The 18311-nt window shown below is 37.9% G+C and carries 7 protein-coding genes; 3 read left to right on the plus strand and 4 right to left on the minus strand.

Features of this window, described 5'->3' with window-relative positions; translation table 11 throughout:
* Positions 1-81 precede the first annotated feature (81 nt).
* The 4 genes from BT999_RS00895 to BT999_RS00910 all read right to left on the minus strand — a co-directional run bounded on the left by BT999_RS00895 (position 82) and on the right by BT999_RS00910 (position 15458).
* Positions 82-11727, minus strand: a complete 11646-nt coding sequence (locus BT999_RS00895; RefSeq protein ID WP_072695540.1) for a hypothetical protein — start codon at positions 11725-11727, stop codon at positions 82-84.
* Positions 11728-11929: 202 nt separating this feature from the next.
* Entirely contained in the window at positions 11930-13444 is a 1515-nt protein-coding gene (gene malQ / locus BT999_RS00900; RefSeq protein ID WP_072695542.1) for a 4-alpha-glucanotransferase, read from the minus strand.
* Positions 13445-13500: 56 nt separating this feature from the next.
* The gene (gene sppA, locus BT999_RS00905; protein ID WP_072695544.1) at positions 13501-14409 is read right to left on the minus strand and encodes a signal peptide peptidase SppA; all 909 of its coding nucleotides are present in this window, start codon (positions 14407-14409) and stop codon (positions 13501-13503) included.
* A gap of 134 nt (positions 14410-14543) precedes the next feature.
* Positions 14544-15458 (minus strand): manganese-dependent inorganic pyrophosphatase, encoded by a 915-nt coding sequence (locus BT999_RS00910; RefSeq protein WP_072695546.1) that lies wholly within the window; start codon positions 15456-15458, stop codon positions 14544-14546.
* A gap of 628 nt (positions 15459-16086) precedes the next feature.
* On the opposite strand from BT999_RS00910, the gene BT999_RS00915 reads away from it, so the two are divergent.
* Genes BT999_RS00915 through BT999_RS00925 form a run of 3 tightly spaced genes read left to right on the plus strand, consistent with a single transcriptional unit; the run spans position 16087 to position 17971 of the window.
* Complete coding sequence (locus BT999_RS00915) at positions 16087-17526, plus strand: putative sulfate exporter family transporter (protein ID WP_072696096.1); 1440 nt, start codon at positions 16087-16089, stop codon at positions 17524-17526.
* Positions 17527-17544: 18 nt separating this feature from the next.
* Positions 17545-17751, plus strand: coding sequence for a hypothetical protein (locus BT999_RS00920; protein ID WP_072695548.1), 207 nt, complete (start codon positions 17545-17547; stop codon positions 17749-17751).
* A 4-nt stretch (positions 17752-17755) separates the two neighbouring features.
* Positions 17756-17971, plus strand: coding sequence for a hypothetical protein (locus BT999_RS00925; protein WP_072695550.1), 216 nt, complete (start codon positions 17756-17758; stop codon positions 17969-17971).
* Positions 17972-18311 lie beyond the last annotated feature (340 nt).

An 18311-nucleotide genomic window follows, 5' to 3' on the forward strand; every position in this document is an offset into this window, starting at 1 on the left:
TTATTTTTTTGTCTGTTGTTAGACATTAAAAAAGCCCCGACCATGTAACATGATCGGGGCTAAGTTTATTGTTGTTTTTTATTAGTTGGTTAATTTAATAAATTGTTCCAAGAAAGCAATTTTCTCCAGATGATCGCTATCAACACCGCTATAAGCATGAGCAAAATCTACACCTGTTTGGGTTTCACCATGAACGATAATTGTTTGCTCCGGTGTACCATCATCAGACTTAATAGTAAGCTCAAGAGCTTTATCATTACTCTCACTTACCTTAACGTCTAAACGATTGTTAGTAAGCAGATTGCTTAGGTTAAGAGTTTCGGAAAAATCAGTAAATAGATCGTGTAGGTTAATAGTATCACCGTCAGCAAGATTCAGATCTTTGATGGTATCTCTTCCACCATCAAGGTCTTCCTGATTCCAAACAAAGGTATCTTGTCCAATTCCACCAAAGAGAATATCGTCGCCGTCTCCACCATTTAGGATATTGTTTCCGATTCCGCCATATAGAGTGTCATGTCCAGCACCACCAGTTAAGGTGTCGTCTCCGGCTTGACCGTAGATAATATGGTTATAATCGCTATCAGCATTAATCGTATCAGAATAATCCGTTCCAATGATTGGGATTTGAGCTAAATCTACATCGCTGAACTGATACTCAGGAGTAGAGGCCCCTGTTTCGTAAGAACCAGCAACAAATTTTAACTCAGCACCGTCAAAACCATCAGGTACATTTAAGCTAAAGGTAGCATTAGTGTTGCTGTTGTCATCTAAGCCGACTTTGTAAACATCTCCGCTTAGACCTGCGTCATTTAAGAGATTGCTATCGGTTACTTTTTCCCAACCGTTAGGAACGTCTGTATCTGTAAATCCATCAGGTAATTTTACGAAGAAGAAGTGTTCTTCTGAACCGTCATTATCCACAAAGTTAGCAGAGAGTGTAATTTCTACAGCTCTGTCTACAGGGCTTCCGACAAGTCCTTCTGGGTCAACATGTGTTGCTGTAACATTATCAATGTTGACCGAAGCAGAATTATTGGTGAAGTTTTTCGGTACATTAGAATTATTATCACGGACTTCAGCGTCGTATCTTAATTCAACATTTCCGTCAGTGCCAGGTGCCGCTTTAAAGCTATACTCTTTAGTGAAGTCGGTAATTGTTACCTTGCCACCTGAAGCGGTCATAGGTTGATCACCACACAGAATCTGTGCACCCGTTGGTACTGTGATAACAACCTTGCTAATGCTGTCGTTGTTGCCACCTTGGAGATTAAAGTTAAGTGTTTGGAGTTCGCTTCCTTCTTGACCTTGTTCGCCAATTTGTAACTCTACGCCAGTAGCACTGACCACTCCGATATTAACAGTAACTGTATCAACCACTTCTGCACTTGCAGCAGTACCGTCTTGAGATACTACTTTAACGTCTAGGTCGACAGGTCCATCAGTTGCGTTAGCAGGTGTTGTTAAGGTAATAGTAACAGTTGGGTTAGGATTATTGCTTGCTACAGGAATTTTGAAGTAGCTTGTACCACCAACATTCACTGTGGAATAGCCTGACCAACCTGTTTTTGCTTCTACTAAAATATAATGCTGTTCAGAGCCATCAAAATCAGCAAACTTAGCGGAAACGTTAAAGGTTACGGTCGAACTAGCACCAACCGCAGTATTAGAACCATAGTTAGTAGGATCAGTTACATTAACCTCTGTTGGAGCATCAGAAGTAGCCTCAACGCTAATATCAAGTGTATCAGTAAATGATTTTTCTTCGCCAGACTTGGTATCAACCACTGTACTTTCAGTGTTAATAGTTACCTTGCCGCTGTTATGGTTGTTTGCGTCCATAACAAAGCGGAATTCTTTTGAGCTATCAAACTTTGGTGTAAAGTCGATAGAGGCAGTCGCTTTACCGTCTGCACCAACTTTAACTTCATATGAAGTACCATCGTAGATAATATGACCAATCACTGTACCTGCTGTTGTTGAACCAACTTGGCTAACAGTAAAGGTTGTTTTGGTAATAATTTCATCATTCGCAAGATCGTTGTTAATGTCTTGGGTTTTAACACCGCTCAAAGAAAGCGTAACACCGTTAGTAGCATCTTCTTTCAGTGTGCCTGAGAAATCAATATCCACTTCTTTAGTTTCAACGATAGCCATATCAACAGTGATGTTTTTAAGACCTTCACCCCAGTTGTTGTTAAGGCTAGTTTCTTTGTCAGCACCTACACCGGTAGTTTGTTCAACAGAAATACCGCCAACTTTTAAACTACTGTGTTGATCGCTTGTTCCTTTTGGAGCAGAGAGGTTAAACTGTGCTGTTATGGAACCGCTAGGGTCAAGCATGGATCTACTTACTTCAAGGGCATATAAAGGAGTACCATCATCACCGAAAATTGTTGTCAATTTAGGGTCAGTGGTAGCACTGTATGTATTAGCACCAATAGTAATACTATCACAGGTCCAGACTCCGTCTTGTTCTAAAACAATATAGTGTTTTTCGCTACCGTCTTTAAAGTCTTCAAAGCTAACAGTAGTATCTATAGAAGCCTTAGCCCCAGATACAGCAGCTATTTTGCCACTTTGAATATTACCATTAGCATCTCTTGCAACAAAGCTAGTATCTGTAACATCAGGAGCTTGAGCTATAGCATCAACGATAGTTTTAACTGAGCCATTTATGTTGACCTCGTCGCCAGACTTACTGTCGGTTGCGTTAGCCTTATAAGTAAAGTCAATATCTTTATCGCTATAAGGGTTTGGCGTAAATGTAAACTTAGACTTATCAGCGTCTGTTGGGTTAGTTATTTTTAATGTGAATGTACCATCATGGTTATCTGTTAAGCTATAACGGCTGTCTTGGGTGTCAGTATAGTTAAGCACACCTTGAGCAGATTTATAAGTAAACTCAATAGAGTTAAGAGTATCATTCGCTCCTACTGTCCAGCCAACAGTTACAGGAACAGGCCCGTCAGTGGCTGAAAGTTCGTATGGTATGTTTAAACTGGCCGACATAGTAGTATTAACAAGAGAAACATCGATAACGGTTGTTCCACTAAGGTCGTAACTAAGGTTATTGCTAGTATCTACTTCATAGTTACTAGGATCACCAAAGTTGGTTTCTTCAGTTAATACACCGGTTTTAATTGTGTGGCTTCCTTCTGTTGGGTTAGTAAGTCTAACTTGAATATCTACAGAAGTTTGACCTTTTGGAATTTCTATTTTAAGCCAAGATTTACCATTACCATCTGTATCATAGAGGTAAATTGAGGTAGCACCTGCAGGAGATACAATTGTGAAATCGCCGGTATTTTCTAATAGAGCATAATGCTTTTCAGAACCATCATCAGAGTCAGCAAACTTGCCGCCAACTGTAATGGTGGCTATGCCTTCGTTACCGCCGTTACCAGCCGCACCCATGGCTGTATAGTCATAGCCACTGCCGTCTGACTGCGAGTTGCCATAATCTACATCACTTTGCCAACCATTAGCACTATTGCCATCGAAGTCTGTAGGTTCTGGTAATTGAGCCACAGCGTCAATAATAATAGGGAAGTTGTTAGGTCCAACTGTAGTAGTACCATCAGACAGCGTGTATTTCATATCTACATCGTTGTCTTTATAGTTTGGATTTGGCACAAAGTAAGCGTTTTGCAAAGCTGGACCGCTTAGATTAGCTGTTCCTTCAGTATATTCTGTGGTTGAACCATCGCCGTTTTTAACAACAATTTTACCCGCAGTCTTATCCCACTCTAAATCAGCTTTTGTAATACTTCCACCACCACTAATTGTACCAAAGGTGATTTTACCGCCAGTTCCGGGTTGTTCGTTTGGTTGTTGACCAGGTTGACTTGCGTCATCTAGATTAGCGTTTGGCGTATTATTTTCATAAGCCGGGTTAATCCAGATGGTGTTTCCACCGGGCCAGATGTTGTTAACGGTAATTGTTTCGCCTGCTTTAAAGGCTGTGTTATTATCTTCTGATATTTCACCAGCACCAAGCGTGGCTGTTTCTTCGGCTAAGGCACCGGTTTTAATTTCTCTTTTCTTGTCAGAACCATCGTTGCTAAACATACGAGAATAAGTGGTAATGTGAATATCTTGAGACACATCGCCGTCTGCGTCAAATGATTCTGTTACAGGAACCTTATAATAACGCACTCCGCCGGGACCGTAGAAGATTGAACATTCTATCTTATTGCCACTTGCATCAGAAATATAACTATTGGCTGTTGCTTCAATAAGAATAAAGTGTTTTTCAGAACCGTCAGTTGTATCAGTACCAAAATTAGCATCTACCGTTACTTTAATAGTTTGGAAGCGTTCACTGCTACCAGTGTCGCCACCAGGAATTTTGGTTTTGTGATCCATTGTAAATTCATTAGCATCAGTACCAGCTCCACCACTTACGCCGACATCTTTTGGTTGGTCTGCCACAGCGTCGACAACAACTTTGCTATTACCGCTATTAACAGCAATATCACCAGAGCTTGGGTCTTTAGTTGTTGCGTCATAGTGAAAGTTAAAGTCTTTGTCGCTATTGGTGTCAGGAGTGTATTTTAATTCAAGGTTGGTATTATTGTTTTCACTTGGGGTAATAGTAATTGTTGTTGTGCCATTAGTTGCGTCACCAGTTTGGTTAATAACAATCTTGTTACCGTCAGCATCAGTATATGAACCATCGGTATTGGGGGAAGCACCAGTAATATTACCTTTACTGTCAATTTGCATAATACCATCAGGTAAGGTAACTGTTCCTTCGATTGGAGAGTCATATTTTATAACAACTTCTGTCAACACCTCATCATCTCCACCAGGGGTTTTATTGGAAGAGAAAGAGATAGAGGCAGGGTTACCTTTTGTTGAGTCGCCCTTATGTTGATTTGCCATAAGATCTTCATAGACTTTACCAACGTTAACTTTAGCATTGGTGGCATCATCAAAATGAATTTTAACAGTTTTGTCGTTAATCACGGTAGCTGCGTTGTTGCTATCTGGGCTTTTTCTACCGTCAAAGTCTACGTTATTCACGCTGTTTATCTGACCAGCGTCTTCGTATGCTCTAGCACCAATTTCAAACTCAGTATCCCCTGTGCCAGAATTTTTTATATATATTTTGGCATCAATTGTTCCATTAGATTGTCGGATAAGATCGTTAGGGATTTGAATTTGGTTATATAGCGTTCCCTTGTATGATTGTGTGTTTATAATCAGCGGGGATATTTCATATTCTGTGTCACCAATGACGATGGTTACTTTATTGGGTGCTACCCAACCACCTTTTGCTTCAATAAGTAAATAGTGGATTTCAGAACCATCTTTGTAGTCTTCAAAGGCTACCTGAGTTCTTATAATCACGTTTTCTACATCAGATTTAAAGGCACCACCATCATCAGAGCTTTTTCCGCCTGTTTCTTCATAGTATGCTTTTCCATCTCCATCAAAGACCGGAATTTGAGCAACGGCATCAACCTTAATGGTTAAATCATCTTGTCCATAGGTTGTGTTCTCAGCAGGGTTAGATACTGGTGCAGTATCAGTTGTCCAATGTTTTTGTGCACCAGATGAATTGTCGGTTACTGTAATGTCATAATCGATTTTAACATCTTGGCTGTTATGGTTATGACCCGGATTAAATATAAGCTTACCGTCAAGGTCAGCGGCTGAACCGTTAACTGTGATTTCACAAGTCCAATTGCCGTTAGCATCTTTAGTAATTGGGTGGATTTCATTGGCTTCAATGATACCATTACCATCACTATCATACCCAATGCTCATTAAGCTAGATGGGTTGCTTTCGTCAAACTCTTCATCAAAATCAAAGCCAGCTTTATTACTGCTGAAGGTTAAGGTGATAGTAGCGGTTTCATTTGCGTCTATTCCTTTAACATCAATTTCGGCACCATTTGACTTGCCGACATTGCCTTTATTGGCGTTAGGGGTAAGATTTTCGTAAACTCTGTCTTCACCTGTGGCAATATTGATTTCAAGTTTAGGAATAGAAGTTACCGGTTTAACGCTAATATCGATAGTTTTAGAGTCTGTAGTTGTATTATTACCAGTTGTGATTTCGTCTGCAGTAGTGTTATTAGCTGTTTCAGCAGCTTTACCACCAACCGTAACTCTATAGTTAGTATCTATAGAGGTATCAGGTGCTGTAATAGTTATTTTTACATCTATGCTACCATCTTTGGTCGCTTGTAAAAATCCGTTTAATACAGGTGCTTGAATAGTAGTACTATTAGTAAAGAGAGAGTCCCACTCTGTTGATGTCAATGATCTGGTTTCTTTTACTGTTCCATTAGCATCAGTAAATGAAATAGTCGATGTATTATAATTAGTTCCAAAAACTATTGTTTGAGTAACCGTATCACCGTTTACATCTTTTCCTGTAAACACAAGGTTCTCTTTTACTAAAGAGGCACTTGAGTTAGAAACTCCAGAGGTAAGACTTGTTAAAGCTTTGTTTATGTAAACATAATGTTGTTCAGAGTTATCTTGATAGTCGCCAAATTTAACTGTAGCATTTAAAGTAAGCTCTTCACCTGATTTAGCACTCTTGGTTGTGTCATTTCCACCATTTTCAGCTTCATAATCAACTTGAGTACCATCGTCTTTAATTGCAACACCAGGCTTATCAGCAACAGCGTCAACTTTAACTTCGCCACTTCCACTGAGTTCGTTAGTATCGTTAGATTCAGTATCTTTAGTGGTTACTTTATAAGTAAAGTTAAAGTCTTTATCACTGTTATCTTTAGGCTCAAAATTGATGACAGATTTGTTGCCAAGGTTACCACTAGGGTTAGTAATAACAATAGTAGTTTGACCATTATTATAAGTCGTCTCGCTTATTTGACTACCCGTAGGAAGAGTCAATGTGCCAAGGTCTTCTAATTTACCATCAAAAGTTAAAGTAATATCGGTAATAACTTCGTTCGTTGTATCGTTGGTTGAAAAGCTAATATTACCCCAATCAGCTACTTTGTGAAGAGTGGTACCAGCACCTGTATTTGTTGTATAATTACCATTAGCATCAAGTGTGCGGTAATCTGTAGCATTTCCAGTTATGTTGTTATTATGATCTTCAAATGTATTTTCTGTTTTAAGAGTAACACCATCAGCAGGAGAAACTTTAAAGTTAATAGGGCTTAAAGTTATAGAATCATTGTTGTCGTCTCTGATTTCATTATCATTAGGTGTGCCATCGTTTGTATTACTAGTCAGAGCTTTTTCAGTCGCTTGACCGCCAACGTTAATTTTGTAGGTAGTATCAACACCTGGAGTAGCCTTAACTTTAATATCAACGGTATATTCTGGCTGATTATCAGTTACTTGTATTCTATAATAACCGTCAGAATTTGGTGTAAGAGAAGAGGCGTCATATTCTGTTCCATTAACAATAATCTTTTCGTAATTAACGCCAGACACTTTTTGAACTAAGATATAATGGTTTTCAGAACCATCAAGGTCATTAAAGCTAACTTTAGCGTGGAGCGTAACGATTTCGCCAGGTTGAGCGGCTTTTGTTAAATCATTACCACCATTCTCGGCAACGTAATCAACTTGAGATCCGTTATTAGCGATTACAACACCAGGTTTATCAGCAACAGCGTCAATAACGATAGTTTTAGTATCGCTAAAGGTTGTTTCAGCATCAGAAGCGTTATCCTTAACAGTTATATCGTATTTTAGTTCAACATCAGCATCGCTGTTGTTTTTAGCCGGAATAAACGTTAGGGAGTCCGTGGTAGTGTTTTCAATTTTTGGATCAAAGTTATCAATTGTGAGGGTTACTTTGCCGGTATTATCCATAGTGCAAGTATAGTTATCGCCATTGATTGATCCATTTGAAGGAATACTAATTGCTGTACCTTTATATACAAACGTACCTGGCGCTGTATCCATTGAACTATCTTTAGAATCTATTGTAAAGGTAGCTTGTGTAATTGTTTCATTAACACCACCTGTCCAATTTACCGTAATAGGTGCACCGCTATCAGGGGTTTGTGATGTGTTAGCATCATGGACAGTAGCTATATTGTCTTCGTAACCTTGACCTGGATTTACTGTTATTGTTGAAGTAACAACGCCAGCTTTAATATCGATCTCTTTATAAGTTCCAGACCAGTTGTTGGTAGTATTAAGTTCTTCTCCGGAGAGAGTTCTTTCATTGGCGGCCGCACCAACTTGAATGCTATATGTAGTATCGCTTGTAGACTCTGGGGTTTTAACGTCAAACGAAGCAGAAACCTCACCACCAACTTTTTGTAAAAATTCGTTAGGAATTCTTATTGATACACCATATTGATCTTCAACTCCATAGCCTTCGTAAGATACTGTCTGTCCATTTTCTGTATAAGTTACCTTATAGGCAATGTTGCCATTAAGATCCAGCTTTGGGCTTCCATCAGCATTCCGATAAAGTTCAATCTTTATATCTAAAGTTAGAGGCTGACCTGAACTATTTTCACCAGTAATATGAATTGTTTGGTCAGGCAAGCGACCAAAATCACCACCTGATACATTATTAGTTTCAAAAAACTCACCCTTGGTTAAGATGCGTAAAAAGTGAAGTTCTGAACCGTCTTTATAATCATTAAATTGAATATCATTGACTTTTATATTAACAAGTTCGCCAGATTTAGCGGCTGTTTGGCCTGCGTTATAATCAACATCTGCACTATCAACAACAGGCTTATCAGCAACAGCGTCAACGGTAACAGATGAGTCTGATCCACTGGCAGCACCCTTGCTAGCAATAGTTGTGTCTGTAATACCGTCTAGCAACTTAGTGCCATCATTATCACCAACATAAGAATCATTGCTCCAACCGTTAATATTTGTGCTAACTGTGGTATCGCCAGAATCTGGATCAATAATCGAAGCTGCAAATTCAATATTCACGTCTTTATCGGAATTGCTACCATCATTTGGTACATATTTTAGATCACCATCGCCAAGGTCTGCTACGTTTAGCGATTCAAACCCGCTAGTTGAGCATTGACCAGTGGTTGGGTCAAATTCAAGCATAGTACCGCTAGGAATTGTTACGTTATTGCAGATTAAGGAGCCTTCGCTATCTTCGTATTGTAAGTATACACGACCGATATATTCATTATCTGTTGCATCTGTTAATTTAATTTTTACCGTACCGGCATTTGTTCCTGGAGTAACGTGAGGTGTACCGTGCTGGTTAGCATCGTTGCCTTCGTAAGTTCCAACCGTGGTAATTTTTACATCAGCATTGGCACTAGCAACTTTAACGGTAGTTGAAGCATCAGAAACAGCGACATTGTTTTGGTTATCACGCTCTCCGCCAGTGCTTCCATCAACGTTTGTGTTTAGGCCGTCTTTATCAACAGCAACAGCTTTAATATCTATTGGTAAATCTTGATCTGCGGTATAGCCGTCTTTAACTTGTACTTTTAAATTAATATCAACATTTCCATTACGAGCACTATCTTGTAAATAACTGTTATCAACTTTAATAACAAAAGAATTATTACCCAGTCCTGAGTTGCTTGTGAAAGTATTAAGATCAGCACCAGATAGAAGGGTCATTCCTGCTGGTAAGTTATTAGGGTCAATATTATTGATATTGTCTTTACTAATAACTATATAATGATTTTCAGAATCATCAGTATAATCACCAAAGGTAGCTTTGATTTTTAGAAAAACTTCGCCACCGGGCTTGGCTGCTGTAAAGTAGTCGTCGTCAGTGTCAGATGTTAGGTCGTTAAGTTCATATTCATGACCAATATTTAACTCAGTTGGCTTATCAGCAACAGCGTCAACAACGATAGTAGAGTTACCGTTAAATGTGGCAGTCGCACCAGCACCGTTCTCGACGTTTACAGTATAATCTAACTTTACATCTTCATCACTATATGAATCAGGATTTGGTTTATAATTTAGGTCAGAACCTAAATTTGTTTTTCCGCTGGAGAATTCAATAGTAAAACCATTATTGGCATCATAACTAACAGTATCACCACCAATATTTTGTGGAAAAGAATCAGATGGGTCAAGAGGAGTGCCTTTATAAACAAAATTACCATCACCATCATGATTAATAGTAATGCTTGTCATTTTCTCTGTTGTATCTGTTGCTCCATCTAATTTGATTTCAATAGGAGCTATACCGTCATTGGTGGCATCTTTTTCTGTACCTTGATATTCATAAGTACCAGTGCCTTTATATTTATTGTCGTCAGAACTCTCTGATCCCCAACCAGCTTTTATTTCTAGCTTAGAGTCAATAGTGTCAACAGTAAAAGAGGCTTTTCCATCTGCTAGGTCATAAGCAGTATTATTGTCTGTGGTTAACTCACCATCTGTGCCTGTACCTTCCGCCGCTTTGGCACCAGTGATTAAATCTATTGTAGTATCTTCTGTTAAATTAGTGTCTGTACCCTTAAATGTAACATCAAGAGTATAAGAACCATCAGGGTTGATTGCTGTATTTGGAACATCAATTTCAAAGAATTGTTTTTCTTCGGCTCCGACAGTACCTTCAGGAACTACTTTTTCCTCTCCATCTACCTCTTTTACAAATAAAGTAATCGGTCTATTTGCAAGCGGTGTATCCAATGTCCAAGTGCCGGGGGAGGGAACTTCAACTAGGGCGTGGTGTGTTTCGGAGTTGTCGTCGGCTTTTATGTCTGAGCCAAAATTAATTACAGTTGTAAAAGGTACGGTAACGCTCACTGCTTGTGCATTGGTCTCGTCAACATTCTTTTCTAGTTTGTCTACCGCATAACCATCTTTAAATTCTTGTGTGGAATTGTCTTCTGTTATTTTAATGGAACCGTCTAAATCTACTGTTCCAAATGTTCCATCAGAAGCCTCAGGCTTATCAGCAACAGCGTCAACTATAAAAGTTGTATTACCACTAACTTCTCCATCTCGTCCGCTACTGTTATTATGTAACTTAACCAAAACACCGATATTCATATCAGCGTCGCTGTTGGCAGGCGGAACAATATAAACACCGGCATTTAATTGAGCGAGAGTAAAGCTATGACCAGCACCGCCAACAGTAATGTGAGGAGTGTTGGGATCATTTGGATCGCCAAAGTATAATGTTGTGCCTTCGGTAAAGCCGGTTAATGTAACATTTGTAACAACAGTATTTCCGGAAGGGGTAAAATTAAAGTTTATTCTAGCGGGATCTGCTGTGTAATCACCTTCATTTTGGCGAGCTTGACCATCTTCATACATCCCGGCACTTATTTTGCCATTAATATCAGTAGTAGTAACATCAAGAGTAAAAGTTCCTGTGGCAGGGGAGGTATCTGTATAATTTTCATTAAGTTCGGTATCTCTAGCCCATTGGTTGTTACCAAGTCCGCCTAAACGGTTAAGGCCGTCAATAAGATTTCCGGCATCATCAAGGTATTCACCTGCACCACCACTTCCGGCGGCTCTAGCAGCAGCACCGGCAGCAGGGCCGGCAGCAGGCAAGAGAGATTCATCGTTAAATTGAGCTAAAAATTGTTCAGCGGGAATATCAACGCCTTCTTCAACAATAAAGTTTGGCAATTCTTCTTTGGGTTGAGCGTAAAAACCTTCTAAAACGATCTTTCCGCCATCTTCAAAGGCAATAACAAGGTTTTCGCCTTCGTGAGTATATAATCCTGCACCGGTTTCAAAGCCGAATTGTAATTCCATTTTTGGTGTTATTGCAATATTAACGGTTTGTCCCTTTGGATTTACTAATTGAGTAGCCATATTTCTCTCCTGTTTTGTAAGCTATTGAAAAAATAAAAAAACGATAAGTGAACTGTCCCTATAAGTTCCACTTATAACTATAATAGCATATTTTATAACGCTGTCAACATACAAGTTTGTTTTTTATGCGGTATTTTTGAAAAAATAATATTTTTATTATAACATCTATGAATTACTTGATTATTTTTTTATTATTTTTTTATTATCTGGCAAAAAACTTAGTTAGCCAAGAAAGGACAGAGAAGGTTTCTGAGTTAAGTTGAGTCTCTGTCATTCGCCAGCTCCAGTTGCCGCTTGATGATGAAGGGGTATTCATTCTTCCCTCTTCTCCCAACGCCAAAATATCCTGCATTGGAATAATAGCTATATTGGCGATACTTGCCATAGCTAAACGCATTAATACTGCGTTTGCGTTATGCATTTGAACTTCATGTCCGACATAAGCTTGTAGTTGTTGTTTTTCTTCTTCGTTAGCAATAGAAGAAAACCATTCTTTGGTCGTTGGATTATCGTGTGTTCCTGTATAAACCACACTGTTTTTAGTATAGCTAAAAGGAATATGTGGATTTTCCGATAAATTACCGCCAAAGGCAAATTGTAAAACTTTCATTCCCGGAAATTCAAAGGTATCACGCAAATCTTTTACGCTTGAGGTTATAATTCCAAGATCTTCAGCAATAATAGAGAGTTTTTCAGGTTTTGTATTGAGGGTTTCAAACAATTCAAAGCCCGGTGCGTCTATCCACTCGCCGTTAATGGCGGTTTGTTCGCTTGCCTCTATTTCCCAATAATTTACAAACCCTCTAAAGTGGTCAATGCGTATTGTGTCGAATAAATTAAGGTTGTGTTTTACTCTTTTAACCCACCAAGAGAAGTTATCATGCTTTAGCGTGTTCCAGTTATAAACCGGGTTTCCCCAACGTTGTCCTGTTTCACTGAAATAGTCTGGTGGAACGCCTGCAACATGAGTTGGTTCGAGGTTATCGTCAAGTTTAAAATATTGCGGATTTGCCCAAACATCAGCACTATCATAAGTAACATAAATAGGTAAATCGCCAATTAATTTTAAGCCGATTTTCTTACAATGATTATAAAAGGCGTTCCATTGTTGATAAAAGATAAACTGAATAAAACGCTCTTTGTCAAAAAGTTCACAGTGTTCGGAAGACCAACTATCGACGACAGCTTGTTCCTTATGTTTCAACGGTTCAGCCCAAAGTTTCCACTCTAAACCTTGATGATATTCTTTTAAAGCACAAAAAGCCGCATAATCGTTAAGCCAATATGCTTCTTTTTTACAAAAAATCTGAAAATCTTGATTGTTTGAAAGTTGTAATTTGTTTTTTTGATATGCAAAATCGAGGAGTTGTTTTTTTTGTTTTTCTACTAACTCATAATTTATATGAATATTTTGTGAATTATTTTCTTGATTACTTTGAAAAATATTTTCGAGTTCTTGCCATGAGATAAAATTATCTTGTACCAACATTTCAGGGCTGATAAAAAGATAATTTCCGGCAAAAGCCGAGGGGCTGGAATAGGGAGAGTTTCCCAAGGCGGAATTAGTAGGGGTTATAGGTAGCATTTGCCAATAGAGTTGGTTTGCGTTTATGAGCAACTTGGCAAATTCATAAGCCACAGTACCTAAATCGCCTATTCCATATTTTGAAGGAAGAGAAGAAATATGTAATAAAACACCACTCGATCTGTTATTCATAACTTACTCCTAGAATGGCGATAAAATATTAATTAAATTTTTATTTAGCTAATAGACTAATAATAGAAATTATAACTGACACTGTGAGGACTTTGTATTTTTATTCCCAGATAAGAAGTTAACAAAGTCTTTAAAAAGCCAACTTCTTTTTCAGGCTCTTCTTTAAGTTCTATTTCACTATCTTCCAACCCGGTGATTTTTTTTGCCAAATCTACGGCTGTGTTAAAATCTCCAAGTTCGTCTATTAATCCGAGTTTTTTGGCTTCATTTCCCGTAATCGCTCTTCCGTCTGCGATTGCAACAACTTTTTCTTTTGCTAATTTTCTGCTGGTTCCGATTACTTCAATAAAGCGATTGTTCATATCTTTCATAATGTTCATAAGATATTCTTTTTCTTGTTCTGTCATGGGGCGATACATGCTGCCTGCGTCTTTTAATTCTCCGGTAACCAAAACTTGACTGCGAATTCCCAAAAAGTTCATCGCACCTTCAAGATTGGGAATTTCCATTTTAACGCCGATACTACCGGTTAGGGTAGTTTGGTTGGCAACAATTTTTCTTGCCCCCATAGCAACAAATAAACCGCCCGAAGCCGCAATGCTGCCCATAGAGGCGATAACGGGTTTTGTCTCATTGAGCCTTGCCAGAGCCGTATAGATTTCTTCTGATGCTCCAACGCCTCCGCCAGGTGAGTCTATTCTAAGGATAACAGCTTTAATATTCTGATCTTTTCTTATTGTTTCTATCCAAGCCAATGTTTTATCAGCTTCAAGAATCATTCCGTCTATTCTGATTACGGCAAAAGTGTTTTCAAAGCTACTGCCTGATTTTATTTTACCTGCAAATGATTTCAGAATATTAAACAGGCTTAAAACTGTTAATAATACGGCGACCCAAAAGATAAAAGGGTGGCGTTCTTTAAAAGAGGGGAGTTGTTTGCTTGTTGTATAGTATGTATCGTTCATAAGTTTAGTCAGTAACAAAAAAAAGTTTAAAAGTGAAGGATATTTTTAAGAGTTATGTTTTAAATTTTGTCTTTTAATAAAAAACACTCCCGAATAAGATCCGAGAGTGTTTTTTTATGAGTTCTTTTTAAAGCTTATTTAAAGGCGGCTTCAAATTTTGGAACAACGTCTTTTTTACGGCTCATTACTCTAGGTAACCAGACAGACTTGTCGCCTTTAACTCCGAATGCTTTTTCAACAACACTTGGATCGTCGGAACAAATCAACATTTCTGAACCTTCTTGCATAATATCGGTTAAAAGCAGGAATACGCTGTGGCGTCCGTCGGCTTTGGCTTTTGCAATTTCTGCTACAAGGTCAGGTTTACATTTATCTAACATTTTAATGTCGATTACTTCAAGTTGACCTATACCGACTTTTTTGCCGTTCATGTCAAAGTCTTTATAATCACGGAATACGAGGTCTTTAGCAGGAACGCCGTCAACAGCTGATTTAACTTTGAACATATCCATGCCAAGTTCTTTATAGTCTTTAACTCCGGCTATCTTCATTAAACCGTCAACGGCTTTTTTGTCGTCTTCGGTAGTAGTAGGAGATTTAAAGATAACAGTATCGGAGAGGATAGCACAAAGTAAGCCACCGGCAATGTTTTTAGGAATTTCTATTCCGTAATAATCATACATGTGTTTTATAACTGTTCCCGTACAACCAACAGGCCAAACCCACATTAAAAGAGGGCTTGAGGTTGTAATATCACCAAGTTTATGGTGGTCGATAACGGCGATGATTTCAGCATCTTTTAAATCGGCAGGAGCTTGTGCCAAGTCAGAATAGTCAACCAATACAACTTTTTTTCCGGCAACAGAGCTTACAACTTCCGGAGCTTTTAAACCAAATTTATTTAAAACAAATTCGGTTTCCGGTGTTGGTTTGCCTTGTGCAACTGCTGTGCTTGGAATACCGCGTTTACTCATAAGATCAGCGGCGGCGATAGCAGAAATAATACTGTCAGTGTCAGGGTTTTTGTGGCCAAGAACTAAAGCGGACATAAATCCTCCGTTTTTATAGGGTGTTATCCAAATAAAACCATTAAATTGCCTTTAACGCACATAAGCACATGATAAAAAACTCAACGTTTGTAACTTTATAGCTTATAACTACCGTATAAGTCTATAAATTTTTTTATTGTGCGATGTTTTCTTGTGTTATTTATCACAAACGTTTGTTGATGCCAAGAGGTAAATTGCATATATTTTGCTTTTTTTAATAAAATGTTTTTTATCAATAGGTTGTGAATTATATTTATATCTGTTGAATACGTTTTAAAGACTATAATTGCAAGACAAACAGCTTAATAAATATTTTTATTATTCTGGCGAGTATTTTTTATAAGTTTGGTTTTGGCTGAATATGTCGATAGTATAAAAAAGAACTTATTGATTTTTTACAATAGGTTATATAAAAATTTATATTCTTTCATTTGGTTGTCTTTCTTCCTAATGAATTGGAAAAAATTATAAGCCAGCCTTAAAGGTGGCTTGCAATCAGTTTTTTAGCTCTTTAATTTAGTGAGGTATACTTTTTTAAAGAGAGTATTTTTTTATGTACACGGCATGTGGCGTGTATATTTTTTATTGTTGTGTTTTTTTTAACTGTTTAAACTATTCTGGAGAACCTATGGGTACAAAAAAGGTTGTATTTAACGAAGATAGAGTTGCCTTGTTAGTAGGTAGCTTTCTTTTTGTTATGGCACTTTTACAAATGTTTGGGATTGATACTCTTGGTTGGGTGGTAAAAACAAATATCTGGACTTCTCCGGAGATGATTTTTTCTGCTTCAACTTATACTAATCTTAACGGTATAGTGGCGTTATTTGTTACTTATTTAGGATTAATGGCAATTTTGGGTACCGGAATCAAGCTTTTGAACGGGGATCTTAAAAATTTCTTTTTTTCCTTTACAGTAGTATTTTTTGTTAGCTATTTGTGTTATGCAATCGGGTCTTATGCGTATATTGCCGCTACGCCAGACCAGCTTGAAAAATATAATATTGCGTGGGGAATGAGCTTAACCGGTGAAGCGGGCTTTATTATTGCCTTAGTTACCGGTGTGTTGGTTGGTAACTTAATGCCAAATGCTTCAACCACTTTGCGTGAAGTTTGTCGTCCTGAAATGTTTGTTAAAATTGCAATCGTTGTAATGGGTGCTGAACTTGGCGTTAAGGCGGCCGACGGTATCGGGCTTGCTTCTTCTATTATTGCCTTGGGGCTTTGTGCTATTGTTGCTGCTTATTTGATTTATTGGGCTGTTGTTTATTATATTGCTCGTAAATATTTTAAGTTTAGCAGGGAATGGGCGGCTCCGCTAGCATCAGGTATCTCAATTTGTGGTGTATCCGCAGCGATTGCAACAGGTGGAGCTATTCGTGCCAGACCTATTGTTCCGATAATGGTTTCTTCTTTGGTTGTTGTTTTTACCTGTATTGAAATGTTGATCTTGCCTTTTATTGCACAACAATTTTTATATCATGAACCATTGGTTGCCGGCGGTTGGATGGGCTTAGTTGTAAAATCAGACGGTGGTGCTATGGCTGCCGGTGCTATTACCGAAGCTTTAATTCGTGCAAAAGCAATTTCGTCTTTGGGTGTAAACTTTGAACCGGGTTGGGTAGTTATGGTTACTACTACGGTTAAAATTTTCATCGACGTATTTATCGGCGTTTGGGCTTTTGTTCTTGCTTATATTTGGTGTACAAAGTTTGATCCTAGTGTTGCCGATGGACGTATGAAGTTTTCTGCAATATGGGAGCGTTTTCCTCGTTTCGTATTTGGATATGTTATTACCTTTGCGGTATTGTTATTTATTAGTACCCAAATAGAAGGTGGACATGCCAATGCTAAAGCTATGGTTAAACCGCTTAACTCATTGCGACTTATTTTCTTTACCCTAACCTTTTTTACTATTGGACTTGTTTCAAACTTTAAGAAGTTGATGGAAGAAGGAATAGCCAAACTGGCAATTGTTTATGTTATCTGTCTGTTTGGTTTTATTATTTGGGTTGGATTGGCAATTTCTTGGATATTCTTCAGCGGCATTTTGCCTCCTGTTGTCAGTTAACTTAAAGGAGTCATTATTATGAAACAAATGAAAGATCTTAAATTTAAAGATGAAATTCAGGCTATGGAATATGAGCCGTTAAACGATACAGAAGTTAAGCTTGTACGTAATAGTGTTTTATTGGGTATTGGCTTAATTGTTATCTTTTATGTCTTGAGTTCTACGTTTTTCCCAAAACAAGATTTTAACTTTGCGGTTAAACCGACTGTAACAGAACAGCATTAATACTATGAATACCTATAAAATGCGTTATATCCATGGTCCCCAAGAACATCTTATTTCTCTTCATGAACATGAAGTTAAAGCAGAATCAGTTAAAGAGGCTCTTCGTTTAAAAAGTGCATGGCCTATTCATCTAAATATGTATAATAATTGCGGTTGGGCACAAAAACCCGGAAACAGTATTTATTACATAGAAGCTTGGGAAGCAGAACAGGTCGTTTAATTAGTCCAAAGAAAAAAGTAAAACACGGTTGCAGGATATGTAACCGTGTTTTTTTATAGAGACTATTGCACAATAGTCTCTAAGTGGCTTTCGCCAGAAAGCCACTCCAAAAATCACGAATAAGGAAAATTTAATTTTCCTGTAAAGTGAGTGATTTTTGTGTCTTAAGACGTTTTAGGCTGTGTTTATACAGAGCATAAAATGATGATAAAAGAACGCAAAACGGCGTTTTGCAATGGTCTTCTATAAATAAAGTAAAATTATTTGATATTCCATAATTTTTATTATATATTTAATGTGAAAAATAATAACTATATACTTCTTTAATAAGGCTATTAAT

Source organism: Desulfovibrio litoralis DSM 11393, assembly GCF_900143255.1.
GTDB classification, from domain to species: Bacteria; Desulfobacterota; Desulfovibrionia; order Desulfovibrionales; family Desulfovibrionaceae; genus Frigididesulfovibrio_A; species Frigididesulfovibrio_A litoralis.